We start from the raw sequence: 16,894 nt of genomic DNA, 5'->3' as shown, positions 1-16,894 counted from the left end.
TTTCCCAAAACGAAGGACGACGCAGCATGTGCTTGGGTATTCCCGGAAAGGTGTTGGAAACGTTTGAGCGCGACGGCCTGCCCTACGGTCGGGTCGATTTCGGCGGGATTCGTAAGGAGATCTGCTTAGCCTATACTCCGGAAGCGGTTCCCGGCGAATACGTGTTGGTGCATGTCGGATTCGCCATCAGCCGGTTGGATGAGGCCGAGGCCGAGGAAAACCTGCGGCTGATTCGGGAGATCGAAGGCTCTCTCCCCGGCGATCCGTTCCAGGACGATTCCGAACATGCACCTCCCGCGATCAATCCGGATCGAGTCGCCGCGCGGCGACGGGGCGAGGTGGAAAACGAGGAAGAATCCGGCCGGTAGCATCCGTGGGTTGCGGCGCCCGGCGGTATTCCCGCGGCTTGCGGCTTGAAAAAGGATTGCGCTGGTGAAATACCTGGAAGAATATCGAAACGCGGAGGCCGTTCGCGCTACGGCGGACGGCCTGCGAAGACTGGTCAAGCAACCGTGGACGCTGATGGAGATCTGCGGCGGTCAAACGCATTCCATTCTGCGCTACGGCTTGGATCGGCTGTTGCCGCCGGAATTGACGCTGATTCACGGGCCGGGCTGCCCGGTCTGCGTCACGCCCGTCGAAATCATCGACAAGGCTCTGGCGATTGCCGCTCGCCCCGGCGTGATCTTCTGCTCTTTCGGCGATATGCTCCGCGTGCCGGGGAGTCGTAGGAGCTTGCTGGAGGTGAAGGCCGAGGGCGGCGACGTACGAATCGTCTACTCGCCGCTGGACGCGGTGGCCTTGGCGTCCCGCCATCCCGACCGGCAGGTCGTGTTTTTCGCGGTGGGATTCGAGACCACGGCGCCGGCCAATGCCATGGCCGTCTTTCAGGCCGCCCGGCTGGGCCTTGCCAATTTTTCCATCCTCTCCGCCCACGTGCTGGTGCCGCCCGCCATCGAGGCCATTCTCAGTTCGCCGAACTGCCGCGTGCAAGGATTCTTGGCGGCCGGTCATGTCTGCACGGTGATGGGCATCGAGGAATACTATCCCCTGGCGGAACGGTTTCGCGTCCCGATCGTGGTCACCGGATTCGAACCTCTCGATATCCTCTGGGGCATCGAGCAATGCGTGGAGCAATTGCAGTCGTCGCGGGCGGAGGTCCGGATCCAGTATTCCCGCGCCGTGCAGCCGCGGGGGAATACCACGGCCCAAGAGCAAATGCGGCGGGTGTTCCGCGTGGTGGATCGGGCGTGGCGCGGAATCGGCGTGATCCCGCGAAGCGGCCTGGCGCTGCGGGAAGAGTTCGCGACCTACGACGCCGAGCAACGGTTCGACGTCCCGGCGACGGGGCCGGGCGAATCGCCGGAGTGCATCGCGGGAGAGGTCTTGCAAGGCCGCAAACGCCCGACGGAGTGTCCCGCTTTCGGCCGCCTGTGCACGCCCGAGAATCCGCTCGGGGCGCCGATGGTCTCATCCGAAGGCGCGTGTGCGGCCTATTATCGTTATCGCCGGTAGCTGTTATCGCCGGTAGCTCGGACGGCGCGGCGCGCCCATCGGAAAGCGTGAATCGAGGGCGGTTCGGTCAGCTCCGCGACGGCTCGGTAACCGGGCCGAAATGGGGGCCCCACTTCTCGGCCAAGGTCTTGCCTTCGGCTAACAGGGCAGCCGTCTCTTGCTCGGACAGCGGGCCGTCTTCGTAGAAATAGGCGATGTCTTGTCGAAGCTGGTCGACGTTGTTGATACCGAGATTGATGCTGCACACGCCGGGCAGGCTGAGCGCGTATCGAATCGCCGGCCCGACCTTGTCGCCGACCAACAACCCGGTGGATCGCGGATTGGCGTAGCTGCCCTTGGCGGGATCGGCACCGCCCAGCACCTTCATCGCGATGATGCCGACGTTGTGCTTTTGGGCGATGGGCAACACCTGCTCCTCGAAGTTGTAGGTGTGGCGATCGACATAATTGACGGCCGCCAAGAGGACGTCCACCTCCCCGGTCTCCAGGAATTGGGCGAACCGCCCCGGCAGATTGTGACCGGAAATGCCGATGTAGCGGCACTTGCCGGCCGCCTTCTGGCGCACGAGCCAGGTAAATACGCCTTCCGGATCGAGGGCGCCCTCGACCTTGCGATTGCCCACGCTGTGGTAGTACAGCAAGTCCACATAATCGGTTTGCAAGAGCTTCAGCGAGCGGGCCAACGATTTTTCACCTTCCTCGACCGTATCGGCGGGGACCTTGGTCGCCAGGAAGACCTCCTTGCGGCGCGTCTTCATCGCCAATCCCACCCCTTCCTCAGCCTTGATGTAGGCGGGGGCCGTGTCGATCGAATTGATTCCCAAATCGATCGCCGTGTGAACCACCTGGGCGATGTCCTCGAACGACATGTCCTTGGCATTGCCGCAGGGTGCCGTTCCCAGCGTGAAGATCGTCAATTGCTCGCCGGTTCTTCCCAGGGTCCGCCGAGGTAGGGGGCGAGGTTCCGGCGCGGTCTGCTGAGCCGCGGCGGCCCGACCGTCGGGGAACCATCCGCCCGAGACCAGCGCGGCCCCACCCAAAATACCGGACTGACGCACGAATTCGCGACGCGAGTAAGGTTGAGCTGCCATGACATGATTCTCCAAGAAAAAAGCAATTCGCAACGCAATCAGGGTGCCGAACTTAAGAGCGAAACAAATATGGATCGGGGAGCCTTTCATTATTCGCCGGCGGGGGCGGAAGTCAAATCCGTGCGGACCTGCGGCAGTGAGGGACGATTGTTACCCAGGGCTGATGCTACCCCTGGCTAGCGCCCGAGGACGCCCCGGACGCATCCGTCGGCACAAGCCATATTCGAAAGCATTGATATTTGGCAAGAGAACAGATTAAAATCCGTCAATGCTTGGGCAGGCATCGTTACCGTTCGAGGTCGTCCCTATCATCGGGGTTAAAATTGGGGGGAAATGGGGCGAATTATGAGAATCGCCGTCTTTAGCACGGCAGCGGATTTTTTTCTGCCCTTGGAATCCGAGGGCTGGGCCGTCCACCCGATTACGGAACCTCCTAGCGACGCGGCTCTCCCCGAACTGCCCCAAGACGTTTCCATCTGGATCGTGGATGCTCCGCGATTTCCCGACTGGGAAGCCGTGATTGCGAAAATCGCCGCTTCGAATGGCAGGCAAACACCGCAGCGGATTCTGATCCACCCAGGCCCTCACGTCGGCGGAAGGTTGCCTGACCTTTGGACCGATCTTTTTGACGACTTTCTCTACGATCCCGTCGATTTTGATGAATTGGCGGCTCGGCTGCGGACGGCCGCCGCTCGCATGGGAAGGTGCGCGAAATGCGACCCGGGCTGCGAATCCGTCGTTCGGTTTCAACGGGTCTTCGAAAACGCCTGCGTCGGGGTCGTGATTTGCGACTTCGCCGGGCACATTCTCGAGTGCAATCAGCAGTTCGCCCGAATGATCGGCTATCAACCCGACGAGCTTTGCGGGATCTCCATCGCCGCGATCACGCATCCCGAGGATTTGCCCCGCGAGGTCGAGGTCCTCCAGCCGCTGGCGGACGGCCGCGTCTCCAGGGCCGTGTTGGAAAAGCGTTACCTTCGCAGGGACGGCACCGTCGTCTGGGGGCGGCTCTTCGTATCAATTGGCACCATGTATAGTCCCGGGGAAGGTTGGGGACTGGCGCTGGTCGAAGACATCACGGACGCCAAAGCGGCGGAGCAGGCCGAGCGTGAGAGCCGCGAGCGATGGCAAACGCTGGTGGAGAATCTGCCGGACCGGATCGCGGTGATCGATTCCCAATTCCGACTCAAATACATCAACCGGCGGATCGATCCGCAGGCGCTCGGCCGCTCCATATTGGAACTGATCCAGTTGCAGGATCGCGATTTAAGCCTGGCCAAGTTGAAGGAGGCCCGGGAAAAAAACGTCACGACCTCGTTCGAGGTCCGCGACCTGGACGACCGGGTTTGGTATTGCCGCTGTATACCGCTGACTTCACGGGAGGGGCTGCCGAACGATTTGGTCATCATCGGAACCGACCTCACGGAGCGGTATCGCATCGAGGCCGAGTTGCGACAAAAGGAGGTTTGCTTGCGGCGGCTGCTGGATGTCGGTGAGTTGGATCGGCGGTTGATTTGGGACCAGCTCCACAATCGCTTGGGTCAGGAGCTGACGGCGCTGTCGCTGGCACTGGATAAGCTATCGGCGAATCCCCCGGACCGGAGCTCGGATCCGGTGGCGGGAACGGCAGCCCGGCTGGCCAAGCACTGTCTTACCGTATGCCGCAATCTGGCGGACAGCCTGCACTCGGGCACGCTGGAACGATTCGGCTTGGTGCCCGCTCTGCAAGAGCTGATTCACCAGCGCTCCTCGGAGACCGGCCGAACCATCGCGTTCCAAGCCCCAACCCACGAGGTCGCGATGCTGCCGCACTTGGCGACCTCGCTGTTTCGGATTGCGGAGCAGCTATTGCGAACCGGATACCTGGCCCACGAAACGGCCGTCATCGAATTGGGATTGTCGTGCGATGAGGAACGGGCGACGCTGGATCTCTTCGTGCCCGGCGGCGCACAACCGAGTGAGGATGAAGTGGCGTGCGATCCCGATCTGCTCGTGGTTCGGGAGAGGGCCTTGCTTTTGGGCGGCGAGTTCGAGATCCAAGAGGCCGAGGGCGGTCTCCGCTGGACGTGCCGCATTCCGCTGGCGGGAGGAGCCGCTTGAACCTGCGGCCCAGCCCGGCAAATGGGGCATGCCTTTGCGGCGGCCGTTGCGCTCGGCCCGTGCGGTGGGCGCCGCCCGGCGCCGAAGCCTCCTAGCGTTTTCCCGACAGACGCTCGCGGAATAGTTGGGATGCGCGTTGCATGGTCCGCCGTTCCTGCCGCGTCAGGCTTTCCGTGCCTTCCCTGGCGATCTTGTCGAGAATCCGGTCGACTTCCCGTTGCAATTTTTGGAAGGCCTCGTTTTCTTCGCTCTCATCGTCGTCGGTGAAGGCATCCTCTCGCGGTTGGCGCACCCGCAGCCGGGGTCGCCGCTGCGTCCACATGTGCCAGCGGTCGGCGACCTTCTGCCAGCCCACGGCTTCCAGAGTTCGTCCGAAATTCCAACCCTGATAGTAGTAGAGGGCGGCCAGCACCGCGCCCGTGAGATGCACGGAATACGCGATTTGCCCTCCAGTGCTGACTTGGAGTGCGCCCAGAATATCGGGCACGATCAGGAACAAACCCGCCACCCAAGCCGGGACCGGCAAAAAGAAGAAAAGCAAGATGGTGCGCCGCGGGAAATGCAGGCAAAACAGGAGGAAGATCCCCACCACCGCACCGGAAGCCCCGACCAAACCGATATCGGGACTACCGCTGAGCACGTTCGTAATCGACCACAGGACGCCGCCGGCCAAGATCAACACCAAGTACAGTCTGGTGAACTCCGCGCGGCCGTAGAGGTATTCGATTTCCCGGCCGAACAACCACAACGTCAACATATTGAAAAAGATGTGGTTGAAGGCCTTGTCGTGCGTGAAACCGTATGTGAGAAACTGCCACCACAGCCAGGGCTGCTTGATGGTATCGACGCGGGCGGCGGTCCAACGGCTGATTTGATAGTCGGTCAACGCATCCGCCACGTAGACGATGACGTTGATCAAGACGATCCAGGCAATGGCGGACTGCGGACCGCTCCAGCCTCCGGGGGAGTACGGAGTGTGAACCGTTCGGGAATAGTCGCGATCTTGCCAGCCCATGAATCCTCGCCGTACAAGCACCGAAAGCCGAAAGCCCCGGGCGGCCGTCCGGGAGTACCAATCGTCTGCGAAAACCGAGCCTGCCGCATGGAACGCTCGCCGTAAGGGCCGCTGTGCGGGCCGCCCCATAATTGTAGCGTATCGCTTGCTTTTGGGGACTGCCGAAAGCCCGGTGCGATGTCGCCGATGGTGGCGACCCGACGCCGCAGCGCCGCCCGAACCGCGGTTTCAAGATCGGGGCGGCCGCCTGCGCCGGGGCTTGGCCGGGCGTTCGGATTCGCGGTGCGCGCCGGGATTTCGCCCCGATGCGGGCGCCTTCTCGCGGCTCGGCTCAATCAGGTTCTCGATTGCCGCGGCTGGACATGGGCGAGGAGATAAGCGGCAGGTCTTCCCCTCCCCGCAGCGATCCTTGGGCGTGATTTGCAGCAAGAAGCTCTCGGCGGCGGTCTCCGGCATGACGTAGCGATCGATCACGCGGAGGGCCAGCCCTTGCAGGTGCCCGAAATGCCGCGCTTCACCCCGTTCCTCCGCCCAACGGGGACCCTTCAGAATGAGCAACCGGTCGCATCGTTCCCAATGGGGACGGACCCATTGCAGAATCTTGGAAAGCGGGGCCACCGCCCGAAACAGCAGGGAATGAAACTGCCACCGATCCTCCCGTAAGAATTCCTCGACCCGGCCGTGCAGAACGGGAATCGGCAGCCCGAGCTGCGTCACAATGTCATGGACTACGCGTGCCTTCTTCGCTACCGTCTCGCAAAGATGGACGCGGACGTCGGGCCGCAGGACGGCCAGGGGTATTCCCGGCACGCCGCCGCCGGTGCCCACGTCGAGCACGATCTCGTCGGCTTGAATCGCCCGAGCGAACGCCCAGGTGTCTAGGAGATCGCGCCGCACGAATTTGGCGACGTCGGTATGCCGCGTCAAATTGATCTTTTCGTTCCAGTTCCAAAGTAGGCGGCAGTAGGCGGCTAGCAACCGGCACTGGGCGGGCGTCAAATCGATTCCCAAGTCTCGTGCCAAAACCTGTAATTCGTGTTCCGGCACGGATAAGTCGGAAGAAGAATCATTCATGCAAAACGCTTTCCAATGACTTTCTACCACCCTGAGCCGACGGAAACATCACGAACCACCCATTATGGACCAATTATCACCCTCCTAAAATACCAACAATAAAGGGTAATATCTTGTACCCCCATTGATTGGGTCGTAACGGATTTTTCGGTTTAAGAACGCGGAGTTTCAGCGGCCAAGAAGCGTTTTCCCATTTCCCCATAACGCCGATTCTTCCCGAAGTTCCTACCTAACGAACGATGCGTCGGAGCTTTTCAGCACGAGAAACCAACTCGACCAACCTCCCGTAAAGGAAGGGGCAGGTTGTATCATTGTCACACGGCTTGCACCGTTAAGCAAGGAATCCGCCTACGTTCGACCTTGTGACGAGGAGTCCTGGTATCGGCGATGGAATTGCCCTGCCAGGGTTTGGATAGCCCGTAAACCCGGCGCCACCTCTTCAAAATAGGGTAGGTCGTAGCGTATAGTTCAAGTAGGCAGTGATGAATGCCCCCAAGGACTAGCAAGATTCGGTGATTCGCCCCCACCGAATTGGTGGACACGACGGCGATGCTTCCGGCAATCCCGGTTGAGTGCTTGGATTTCGGAGTTGTTCGCATTTGTCGGCTCAAAAAATGCCGCAAACTGCCGAACGTCGCCGAAACTCCATGACGCTTTAGGGATTAATGTTTTAGGGAGTCAGGGGAAAAAGTGATTCCTAATTATTTGTAGCCCCGGCTCCGAATTCGAGCATCAGCGGCAGAGAGCGGAGAAGGCACAGCGGCCCGCCGGCGAATCATGCCTTGCGGACCTCCCCACTGGACGGGCGATCCCACCGCGTATTCGGAACAGACATGTGATGCGTCCCTTAAGGAGACCCTGGCGAGCCAGGGAGGGGGGGGTTGTGTTTTGTGGGGTAAGCGATGGAGCGTTCCGCTTCAACCGGTTGCCGCCGCTTGGTTTTTCAGGGAGTGGAGAAGCTTCCCATGTTGAATCTCAGTTCCTCGCAGCAAATGCAACTCGCCGCCCGCTTTGAAGAACTGCGATATACGCTTTCCCAGCCCGAACGCAGCGGCCTTTGGGACAAGCGTTTGGGTTTTTGGGCCACGGCGGCGGACCGCAATCTCCCCCTGCCGGTTATCACGAAGACCCTGCGGGAAATTGTTTCGGCTGACTTTCGCGAGATCGCTGCAACCCCCGGCATCGGTCAGAAGAAGCTCGGCGGGCTGTTGATGTTGCTGGAACGTGCGGCAACCACCAACCCCGCCATGTTGCCGCAATTGGAAGCCGCCGTCGAACTCGAACAGGAGGGCCAGAAGAAAATCGCCGACTTCGATCTTGCCCAGATCAATGAAGTCGTATGGAGCGAATGGCGAGAAACCGTCCGCAGGCATTGTCTGGAAAACTTGCCCTTGGGCCGGCTGGTCTCCTCTCTCCGCTCGGTCCCGCGCGTCATGTGGGAGGTCCCTTTGGGCGAATTCGCGGGCCAAACCCTCAATCAACTATTCGCCAGGCGGGCGTTCGGAGAAAAGCGGTTACGCGCCGTTTGGGAGGTATTCCGAACGATTCACCAAACCCTTCACGGCGTGGAACCGGATGCCGTAGTCGGCTTCACCTTGGCGATCCGCCGCGTCCTCGATATCCAGAACTGGATTTTGGAGACGTGGCAATCCGGCGAGATCCCGTCGCCGGAACAACTTCGCGAACGGTTCATTTTGCCGATTTTCGAGCAATTGCGGCAGGATTGCGTCCCCCAAGCGGTGGATCTGGCGGAACAGCGGATCGGCGTGCACGATCACTCCCGCAGCGTGCAGCGACTGGCGCGCGAGTTCCATCTTACCCGCGCCAGAATCTACCAACTGTTCGACGATCAGGTGTCGGCCCTTCGGGTGCGATGGCCGATGGGACGCGGGTTTTCGCAATTGTTGTACGGTTTCATCGACTATGAATCGCGGCGTCGCATGGTGCCGTACGACCTGACGCAGCTCGGCGTGATGCTGGAAGTGCTCTTTGCTCGGCCCGGCGTCCGCCGCGAGATCCTGATCGCCAATCGCCCCGCACCCCTGGCCCCCGGCTTCGAACACGCCCAGGAATTGGACCATTTCACCTTCGGCGACGAGGTCGACCTGGAAATCGATCCCCACGCCGTCAACGACGTGGGGACGATGGGGCCGCAAACCTAAATCCATCCGGACGGTCCCTTACCGCGCGAAGCATTACCGCGCGATCGTGGCCGTGCTAGGGGAGCAACTTGGCGACGGCCCGGTCCATCTCCTTCTCGACCCCCGGGTAATATCCGACCCACATAGCCCGGATTATCCCACTGGAATCGAGCAAGATCGTGGTGGGATAGCCTTGGAAGCCGGCCGCGGCGTCCACGCTCTTGCGGGTAACCGCCCCGGGATCGTGATAGGTCGCCAAATCCACGCCTTGCTTCTCCAAGAAGGCCTCGGTTTCTTGTCGCAATTCCGCTGCGTCCTCGTTGCCGCCGGCTCCGCAGGAAACGGACAAGAAGCGAAACTCCGGGCGGTTTCCGTATCGCTCCGCGAGGGCTGCTAAATGCGGAAACTCTTGGCGGCAAGGCGGGCACCACGTACCCCAAAAATTGAGCAGCACCACTTTGCCCTGAAGGTCGTCCGCTCGCACCGGCCCCTCGGCTCCTGTCAGCGGCTCCAAGGCGATGGTCGACAAGGTCTTCCCGACGGCGGGATGACCCTCGCCTGCGCCCTCCAGATTCGGATTCATCAACGAATAGCGCCAGATGACCAGCGCGAACAAGCCGAGCACGCAAAGCATGGCCGCCGTGCGGATCACATCGAACAGGCTCCAAGAATTCCGGCCGGCTGTTTCACGCGGCGCGTCCCAGTCGGGAGAAGAAGGTGTTTCGGACATGATGGTCGCTCCCTTCCGTCAAAACGAGTCGCCTGCTGGTTCGAACTCCGGCCTGGTCGTCGCCGGATGTGCCCTCCCTCCGTATGCATCTTATCCCAAAAGTTGGGTTTCGGCCCGGGTAGAGCCCTATTTTCGACTTCCCCTTCATTCTTTTCGCAGCACGGCGATCAGGCTGGATCCGCGACGATAGGGCGGGGGTTCATCCAGCGGTCCGCGGGCCAAACGGCGGCGCAGGGCGGCTTCCAACCTCGCGCCCTCCCCTTCGAAGATCCGTTCCAAGAGGCGATTGAGCGGTCGCGGAGGCAAGCGGAAGTCGGTGCCTTCCCGGCCCGAAGACCGCCGAAGACGGACCGTCCAGCGTCGCACCGCGCGGATGATCGGGTACAGTCGGGCGCAATAGTAGCTGCACAACCACGGGGAAAGGGTTCGCCCATCCCACAGCGCTTGCAAAGTCTCCAAAGTATAACGGCGAAAATGCCCAAAGGCCTCGTCGTGCGGACTCCAAAGCTCCGGATCGGCCGGGACGGTAATTAAGAACACGGCCCCCTTGCGTGCCGCCGCCGTAACGTCGTCGAAGGCTTTTTGGTCGTCGGCGATGTGCTCCAAGACATCCAGCATCAAGAACGCGTCGGCCTCCGCGAATCGCGCTCCCGCAGCCGCCGGGGCCTCGCCTTGGACGAACTCCACGCCGGGAAAACGCCGTCGAGCGCGTGCGACGGCCCCCGCCGCGGGATCGATCCCCAAACCGCGATAGGGCGGGACGAACGACGCGATATTGGCACCCGTTCCGCAGCCGATGTCGATTACCCAGGCCCCCGGCGGAACTAATAGCGACAAGAGACGCCGAACGATACGACGCCGCGCGGTGAACCACCAGTGGCGCTCTTCCAATTGCGCATGGATCTCGAATTGGGCATCTTGCACAAGTAGACCCTTCGCGGAATCGCCACATGGTCGGATCGGGGCCGAACCGGCGTCCTTGCTCCCTATTCACGCCCCGTTTCCGGGAAAAGCTCAGGATCCTTATGATCGCCCTGCTCTTGGACGAATTGCGGTACGTCCGTCTATCCCGCCTTGGTTGCGGACGCCTCATGGAACTCCGGCGAGTCCTCCGCCCCCTTCTTTCGAGGTGAAGCGACCTGCCCCAGGCATCGCCCGATCTGACGCACGGCCTGCCGAAGCCGATGCTGGTTTTCGATCAAGGCCAGGCGGAGATAGCCCTCGCCGGTCGGTCCGAAACCGCCGCCGGGACTGACGGCGACATCGGCCTCCTCCAGCAATTTCATGGCAAAGTCCACGGACGGCATTTGGCTCGCCCAAGGCTCGGGGATCTTGGCCCAAACGAACATCGTGGCCTTGGGTCGCTCGATATCCCAACCCAACCGCTCCAGACCGTCGCACAGGACGTCGCGCCGCCGCTGGTATTCCAGGGCCTGGGCTTCTACGGCGGCGTCGGTCTTGCGCAAGGCGACGATGGCCGCCACTTGGATCGCGCGAAACATGCCGTAGTCGTAGTATCCCTTGACGGTGGCCAAGGCACGGACGATCTCCGCGTTCCCGCAGCAATACCCGACCCGCCAACCCGCCATGTTGTAACCCTTACTCATGGTCGTCAATTCGACGCCGTACTTCATGCCGTCCGGCAAAGTGAGCAGACTGGGGGCTTTGTACCCGTCGAATGTGATGTCGGCGTAGGCCAAATCGCTGATGATCAAGAAGCCGAATTTCTTGGCCAGCCGCACCAAATCCACGTAAAAATCCTTTTCCACGACCGTAGCGGTGGGATTATGCGGAAAATTGGCCACCACCAACTTGGGTCTGGGGAAAAGGTATTGGCAGGTGTAGGAGACGTTGCTCAAGAACAGATCGGGCTTCGTCACGTCCAGACTGATGACGTTGGCCCCCGCCAGGATCACGGCATAAGTATGGGCGGGATACGAGGGGGCGGGCACGATGGCGGTGTCGCCCGGCCCCAGCAATGCCAAGCATAAATGGCTGAAACCCTCCTTCGAACCCAAGCAAACGATCACCTCGTTCTCCGGGTCCAATCGCACCCCGTGCTGTTTGAAGTACTTCGCCGCGACCTCGCGGCGGAGATTGAGGATGCCGCGGGCCTCGGAATAGCCGTGGTTGTCGGGATCGCGTGCGGCGGCGGCCAGCTTCTCGATGACGATATCCTGCGGCGGATCGCTGGGATTGCCCATCCCCAAGTCGATGACGTCCGCGCCGGCCCGGCGCTTCTCGTACATCAACTTGTTGATCCGCGCGAAAAGGTACGGCGGCAGACGATGCACTCGATCCGCCACCGCAATCCGGAACTTTTGCGTCGCTTCGGTCGGGCCGATCGGCGCTTCCACTTCGCGGTTCTCACTATGCATAGATGCGACGACCTGAGTCTGTACGGACGGATCCTGGGCAATTCCTGAAGGGACCGGCCCGGCCCCCGTCGGGTTCGCACCAACTTCGCTGAAATGAGCCGGATAGGGCGAAAACGTGCTTTTTTCCACGCCGCCCTCGGAGCCCGGCGACGGCACGTGCCCGGCCCGAGTCCATTTCCGACATTCTACACTTTTCCCCGCCGGCTCACGAGGGTGAAAAAGGGAGCCCGCGGTGAACGGGCGCGCTTTCCGACCGGCAAAAAGCGTGGAAAAAGAACGTTCGGCCCCTCCTGTCGGTCGTCGGTTCATCCCGGGGCGCCGACCCGGCTAATCCGCCAGAGGAGTGAGCGTCACGGTCCGGAATTGAATGCGGCCCCCTTCGGATTGCAGGCCGATCGGGCCTTCCAGCACGTCCAATCCCTCGGCCTCATTGACCTTCTCACCGTTGATCCGGAGCGTGAGCTTCGGCCCGACCAGCTCGATCTCATACTTGTTCCACTCGCCCGGTTCATTTTCGGCCGCCTTGATCTTGCCGACGCCGACGAAATCCCCCAGCTTTTCATGGCCTGAGATCTTACGGAATCGCTCCGAATCGCCGCGGAGAGCCGCCCCGTAGAACGCCCAGATATCTCCCGCGTTTCCGCTTTGAAGCTGCGCTTCCACACACTTGGGCAGGAAGGAAACCGGATCGCCGGCGATCCGCAGCAATACCCCGCTGTTGCCCGGCTTCGTCCCCGGTTCCCAACGCCATTCCACCGTCAGGCGGAAGTTCTTGTATTTCTCCTTGGTGAAGAGATAGCCGAGCGGCTCGCCCTGTGTGACCAGCAGGCCGTCTCGCACGCTCCAAACGTCCTCGATCTTTTTCTCCGGGTCGATGACGAAGAAGTCCCAGCCGTCGAGGTTTCGGCCATTGAACAACCGGACTTCGCCGGACGCGGAGCCGGCCTCCGCCGATTGTTCTGCGCGGATCACGCCCGCCGGATGGACGTTCAAAATCATCATCGATACGATCATCAACGTTCGCAGCATCGATACTTCTCCTTATCATGGGTTACGGCGGCCGTACAAAGTCGCACTCTCGCCATGGCGGCGAGACGCCGGGACGGGTCAATTCCGCGATCGCTCCGGCACTCGCAGCCGAATGTTTCGAAACTCGATGGGATCCCCCTCGGCGGTGAGGCAAATCTTGCCGGGAACCGTTTCGCACCGCGCGGCGCGATTGACTTCGCGACCGTTGATCACGAGGACGACCTCCTCCCCGCGAACCGTAATTTGGTAGGCGTTCCACTCGCCCGGCGGTTTTTCCGCGGCCGTCGCCTTGGAGAGATGCGTGAGTTTTCCGAAGACCGGATGCTCCACAGTTTCCAGGCGATCGCTCGGCCCGTGAAAGCTGAAACCTCCCAATCCCCAAAAGTCGCCCGCGTCGGGGGAATTGATCTGGGCCTCCAGGCTCTTGGGCCAAATGCGGTGCGGTTCCGTGGTTCGCAGAAGGACGCCTCCACGACCGGCTTTGTCGCCCGGAAATCGCCACTCCAGCCTCAATTCGAAGTCCGAGAAATCGCGTTGGGTAAACAAGTATCCTCGTGGAGTGCCGGAGCATTGAAGGACGCCGTCCGGAGTGAGGCGCCATACCTTCCCCACGGGCACCTCCGCCTCCTCGCAGAACCAGCCCCAGCCCGGTATCTCGCCGGAGGGGGCCTGGGTGGGAACGAGGTCGACCCAGTCCTTTCCCGACGCTCCGACATCCTCGTCCGCGACGGCGGACAATGTCGGCAAGAGGACCATCGCCGGCAGTAAGAGGATGGTGCGATGGATATTCACGGCTTCTCCCTTTTCTCAAGGAAACCGCCCGCAAGTTTGAACCCGGAAACAATCGCGGGGACGGTATCGCTGGAGCCCGGCTACCACGACCGACAGCCGCCGCCGGATTAAGGGAACGTCCCGCCGTACGGAGGCGACGGACCTGTAGTCTAACGCGGCGTTCCCCCGTTCTCAAGCTGCGAACGATCTGACTGATTTGCGGCGACAAGGCCGCACCCCGGCAACGCGGAGGCCTGATCGTCACGGCGGCGATCCGGATTCGCGCCGGCGATCCGCATTCGTGCTCGGATGCGCGAAGCCCGCCCGGGTCCCGAGCGGCGGGGCCGGAGAAGGCCTCCCTAAAAACACCGGAAGCCGACCACCTTGCGGAAAGTCGGCTCCGATGGTTGCTTTTTCGACTCTAGACCGCGGAACCGCAACAGGGCAAGCGAGTCCCACGAGGAAGGGAAGACGCAGGACCGCCCGGAACGACCGGCAGGCGGCCGGTTCCCTGCGTGACGGCAAAGGAAGGACCGTCCCGCCCGGGCCTTACATCACTGGGCGGCGGGGGCAGGGGCTTCGGCCGGAGCGGCAGGCGCCTCGGCAGGGGCGGCCGCTTCGGCGGCGGGAGCGCAGCAGTCCGCTTCGCAGCAAGCGACGGCCTTGCGGGCGTGCAAACGGCTCAGCAGACCGCAACGCTTCGGAGCGCAGGTCGGCTCGCAAGCCGGCTCGCAAGCCGGTTCACAAGCCGGCTTTTCGCAAGCCGGTTCGCAAGCGGCCGGGGCGCAGCAGGCCTTGGCGGCCTTGCGGGCGCGAATCTTGTCGAGCAGGCCCACGCGCGGAGCGCAAGCAGGCTCACAAGCCGGTTCGCAAGCGGGTTGTTCGCAAGCCGGCTCGCAAGCGGCCGGGGCGCAGCAAGCCTTGGCGGCCTTGCGGGCGCGAATCTTGTCGACCAGGCCCACGCGCGGAGCGCAAGCAGGCTCACAAGCCGGTTCGCAAGCGGGTTGTTCGCAAGCCGGTTCGCAAGCGGCGGGAGCGCAGGCGGCCTTGTGGCCCCGCAGCACGCCGGCGTTCGCGTAAAGGGCGGCACTGGCGAGCACGCAGACGGCCGCGACACCAGAAATCATCAGTCGGTTCATAACTCGGACCTCCTAACACTGGAACCCAAACCAAGTGGACACTACTGCCGTCGCGAGAAATCCCCCTACGACGGCCCGCAGGTACGGGGGCTGCGACCACGGTGTACAACCCTTGCTGAAGCCGAGGAACCGCCGCGCCCTGTTCCAGCGACGTCCCGGCATCAGACACTTTCTTCCATACCTAGTTTCCTTAGATTAACAACTCAAATCCCGTTGTCAAGGGTACGGATCGCGAAGGAAATCACAAATCCGCAGTTTGTAGGGAATCCGGAGCTCGGCGCGAATGCGATGTTTAGAAAAAATAATACATTTTTCCGCATCCCTGCGGCGCTTTTCCCTTTCGGTTCGCGAGACGACAGCAATCTGGGGTGAATAGGAAAAACAGATAGGCTCTCCGTGATTCCTCTCCTAATCGAAACGGCCTCCTTAATCAGGTTAACCCCCTGCACCACTTTGCCGGCGTCCCTCCGGCCAATCATCGCACGGGGGTCAAGCCGCGCATCACGGCGATTCCGGTCCCACGTCCAAGCTGCGGTCGTCTTTTTCACTTTCGTATCCGGCGAACCGTCTCAAATGCGATTGACCAAGCTTGCCCGTTTTCGGTATTACGCCACCGCACCGCCGGCCCTGGCCGATATCGCACATTCGGCCGGGCGGCGATCCGTACGCAGAAAATGTGTTGTCTCCCGGTAGAGCGGCAGGGCTCGGCCGGGCTGAACGTTCGATTTCATCGCTGCGCCGACTACGTTCCTTATGATGACTGCCGCACCAGAGGCTGAACCCCGGGCCGCGTCGATAGAAAGCGGCATCCGCAAAGCCGTTCCCCGCAGGTTCGTCGGGATGATGCTGGGCGCGCTACTATTGTGCGCGTTGACGTCGGGCTGCGCCGAACGGCAGGTCTACCGCCCCTCGAAACTCCCCGTCGAGTTCCAGGCCAAGCCGGTGCCCGATCTGCGCAACATTCCCCTGCCGGAATTCGCCGATCAAAGCATTCCCAGCGACGTCATCATGTCGGGCGACGTTCTTCAGGTGACGGTGGCCACGGATCTGGAATCGCGGCCGAACGCCGTACCCGTCCGCGTGGACGACCTGGGGATCATTCAAGTGCCGTACATCGGCCCGGTTCAGGTCGGCGGATTGAGGTTCGCGGAGGCGGAACGGGCGATCGCCGCGGCGGCCGTGGAGCGCGACGTCTTCCGGCATCCCACCGTTACCGTGGTGCGCAGCGAGATCCGCACCCACCGGGTGACCGTCATTGGAGCGGTCAATAAGCCGGGCGTCTACCAACTGCCGGCCTCGAATAGCAGCGTCTTGGCAGCCCTGGTGGCGGCGGAGGGATTGAACTCCAAGGCCGGCCCGATCGTCGAAATCCGCCGGGCCGCCGGTACTCGACCCTGGGACGAGCGGCTTCCCCTGACCGCGGCAGCAAGTTCTGCCGACGGCGTGCAACCTGCGGGCTGGAACGACGCCGCCCCGCTTCGCGTGCAGCAGATCAATTTGACATCATCCGGCGGTTCACCCAGCGAGTACCGCCTGTCGGACGGAGACGTGGTGCAGGTTTCGGAACGCGAGGCCCTGCCGTTCTTCGTGGATGGTTTGGTGGCCAAACCCGGCTCGTATCCCATGCCGCCGGATCAACCCATCCGGATTTTGGACGCCATCGCCCTGGCCGGCGGCAAAAGCAATCCCTTGGCGGACAAGGTGTGGATTGTGCGGCATGTGCCGGGTCGCGACGAACCGGTGCTGATCAAGGTCAGCTTGCGGCGGGCCAAGGAGGATCCCCAAGAGAACCTGTTCATCGCGGCGGGAGACGTGATCTCGATCGAGGAGACTCCCGGCACCTTCATTTACAACCTGCTGAAAGGCTTTGTGCACATCGGCGGCAGCGTGCCGCTCAACTGATCGTGACGGA

14 protein-coding genes are annotated in these 16,894 nt (G+C 62.0%); 5 read left to right on the top strand and 9 right to left on the bottom strand.

Annotated features, from left to right (window positions below; all coding sequences use genetic code 11):
• The first annotated feature begins 26 nt into the window (after nt 1-26).
• Both ACZ5B4_RS12595 and hypD read left to right on the top strand, forming a co-directional pair.
• A complete protein-coding gene (locus ACZ5B4_RS12595; RefSeq protein WP_464911584.1) occupies nt 27-368 on the top strand; it encodes a HypC/HybG/HupF family hydrogenase formation chaperone in 342 nt (113 codons plus the stop codon).
• 64 nt (nt 369-432) lie between these two features.
• Nucleotides 433-1,515 carry a hydrogenase formation protein HypD gene (gene hypD / locus ACZ5B4_RS12590; protein WP_464911583.1) on the top strand — a complete coding sequence of 361 codons (1,083 nt, stop codon included), beginning with the start codon at nt 433-435 and terminating at the stop codon, nt 1,513-1,515.
• A gap of 67 nt (nt 1,516-1,582) precedes the next feature.
• Here the strand turns inward: hypD and ACZ5B4_RS12585 are convergent, their stop codons facing one another.
• Nucleotides 1,583-2,605 carry an aldo/keto reductase gene (locus ACZ5B4_RS12585; protein WP_464911582.1) on the bottom strand — a complete coding sequence of 341 codons (1,023 nt, stop codon included), beginning with the start codon at nt 2,603-2,605 and terminating at the stop codon, nt 1,583-1,585.
• Between the two features lie 345 nt (nt 2,606-2,950).
• On the opposite strand from ACZ5B4_RS12585, the gene ACZ5B4_RS12580 reads away from it, so the two are divergent.
• A complete protein-coding gene (locus ACZ5B4_RS12580; protein ID WP_464911581.1) occupies nt 2,951-4,705 on the top strand; it encodes a sensor histidine kinase in 1,755 nt (584 codons plus the stop codon).
• Between the two features lie 91 nt (nt 4,706-4,796).
• Here the strand turns inward: ACZ5B4_RS12580 and ACZ5B4_RS12575 are convergent, their stop codons facing one another.
• Both ACZ5B4_RS12575 and rsmG read right to left on the bottom strand, forming a co-directional pair.
• Nucleotides 4,797-5,720, bottom strand: coding sequence for a rhomboid family intramembrane serine protease (locus ACZ5B4_RS12575; RefSeq protein WP_464911580.1), 924 nt, complete (start codon nt 5,718-5,720; stop codon nt 4,797-4,799).
• A 228-nt stretch (nt 5,721-5,948) separates the two neighbouring features.
• Nucleotides 5,949-6,794: a 16S rRNA (guanine(527)-N(7))-methyltransferase RsmG gene (gene rsmG / locus ACZ5B4_RS12570; protein WP_464911579.1), complete on the bottom strand. Its 846-nt coding sequence runs from the start codon at nt 6,792-6,794 to the stop codon at nt 5,949-5,951.
• 965 nt (nt 6,795-7,759) lie between these two features.
• On the opposite strand from rsmG, the gene ACZ5B4_RS12565 reads away from it, so the two are divergent.
• Nucleotides 7,760-8,956, top strand: coding sequence for a hypothetical protein (locus tag ACZ5B4_RS12565; RefSeq protein WP_464911578.1), 1,197 nt, complete (start codon nt 7,760-7,762; stop codon nt 8,954-8,956).
• A 55-nt stretch (nt 8,957-9,011) separates the two neighbouring features.
• Here ACZ5B4_RS12565 and ACZ5B4_RS12560 read toward each other — a convergent pair whose 3' ends face one another.
• From ACZ5B4_RS12560 to ACZ5B4_RS12535, 6 genes are all read right to left on the bottom strand, one after another.
• Entirely contained in the window at nt 9,012-9,665 is a 654-nt protein-coding gene (locus ACZ5B4_RS12560; RefSeq protein WP_464911577.1) for a TlpA family protein disulfide reductase, read from the bottom strand.
• A 144-nt stretch (nt 9,666-9,809) separates the two neighbouring features.
• On the bottom strand, nt 9,810-10,589 hold the full coding sequence (locus ACZ5B4_RS12555) for a class I SAM-dependent methyltransferase (protein ID WP_464911576.1): 780 nt from the start codon (nt 10,587-10,589) through the stop codon (nt 9,810-9,812).
• 140 nt (nt 10,590-10,729) lie between these two features.
• A complete protein-coding gene (locus tag ACZ5B4_RS12550) occupies nt 10,730-12,043 on the bottom strand; it encodes an aminotransferase class I/II-fold pyridoxal phosphate-dependent enzyme (RefSeq protein ID WP_464911575.1) in 1,314 nt (437 codons plus the stop codon).
• 327 nt (nt 12,044-12,370) lie between these two features.
• A complete protein-coding gene (locus ACZ5B4_RS12545) occupies nt 12,371-13,072 on the bottom strand; it encodes a 3-keto-disaccharide hydrolase (protein WP_464911574.1) in 702 nt (233 codons plus the stop codon).
• Between the two features lie 78 nt (nt 13,073-13,150).
• Nucleotides 13,151-13,864, bottom strand: coding sequence for a 3-keto-disaccharide hydrolase (locus ACZ5B4_RS12540; protein ID WP_464911573.1), 714 nt, complete (start codon nt 13,862-13,864; stop codon nt 13,151-13,153).
• 533 nt (nt 13,865-14,397) lie between these two features.
• Entirely contained in the window at nt 14,398-14,982 is a 585-nt protein-coding gene (locus ACZ5B4_RS12535; protein WP_464911572.1) for a hypothetical protein, read from the bottom strand.
• A gap of 840 nt (nt 14,983-15,822) precedes the next feature.
• Here ACZ5B4_RS12535 and ACZ5B4_RS12530 point away from each other — a divergent pair.
• Nucleotides 15,823-16,884 carry a polysaccharide biosynthesis/export family protein gene (locus ACZ5B4_RS12530; protein WP_464911571.1) on the top strand — a complete coding sequence of 354 codons (1,062 nt, stop codon included), beginning with the start codon at nt 15,823-15,825 and terminating at the stop codon, nt 16,882-16,884.
• Nucleotides 16,885-16,894 lie beyond the last annotated feature (10 nt).

It is taken from the genome of Thermogutta hypogea (assembly GCF_055386265.1).
This window is presented reverse-complemented; position numbering and strand designations above follow the sequence as displayed.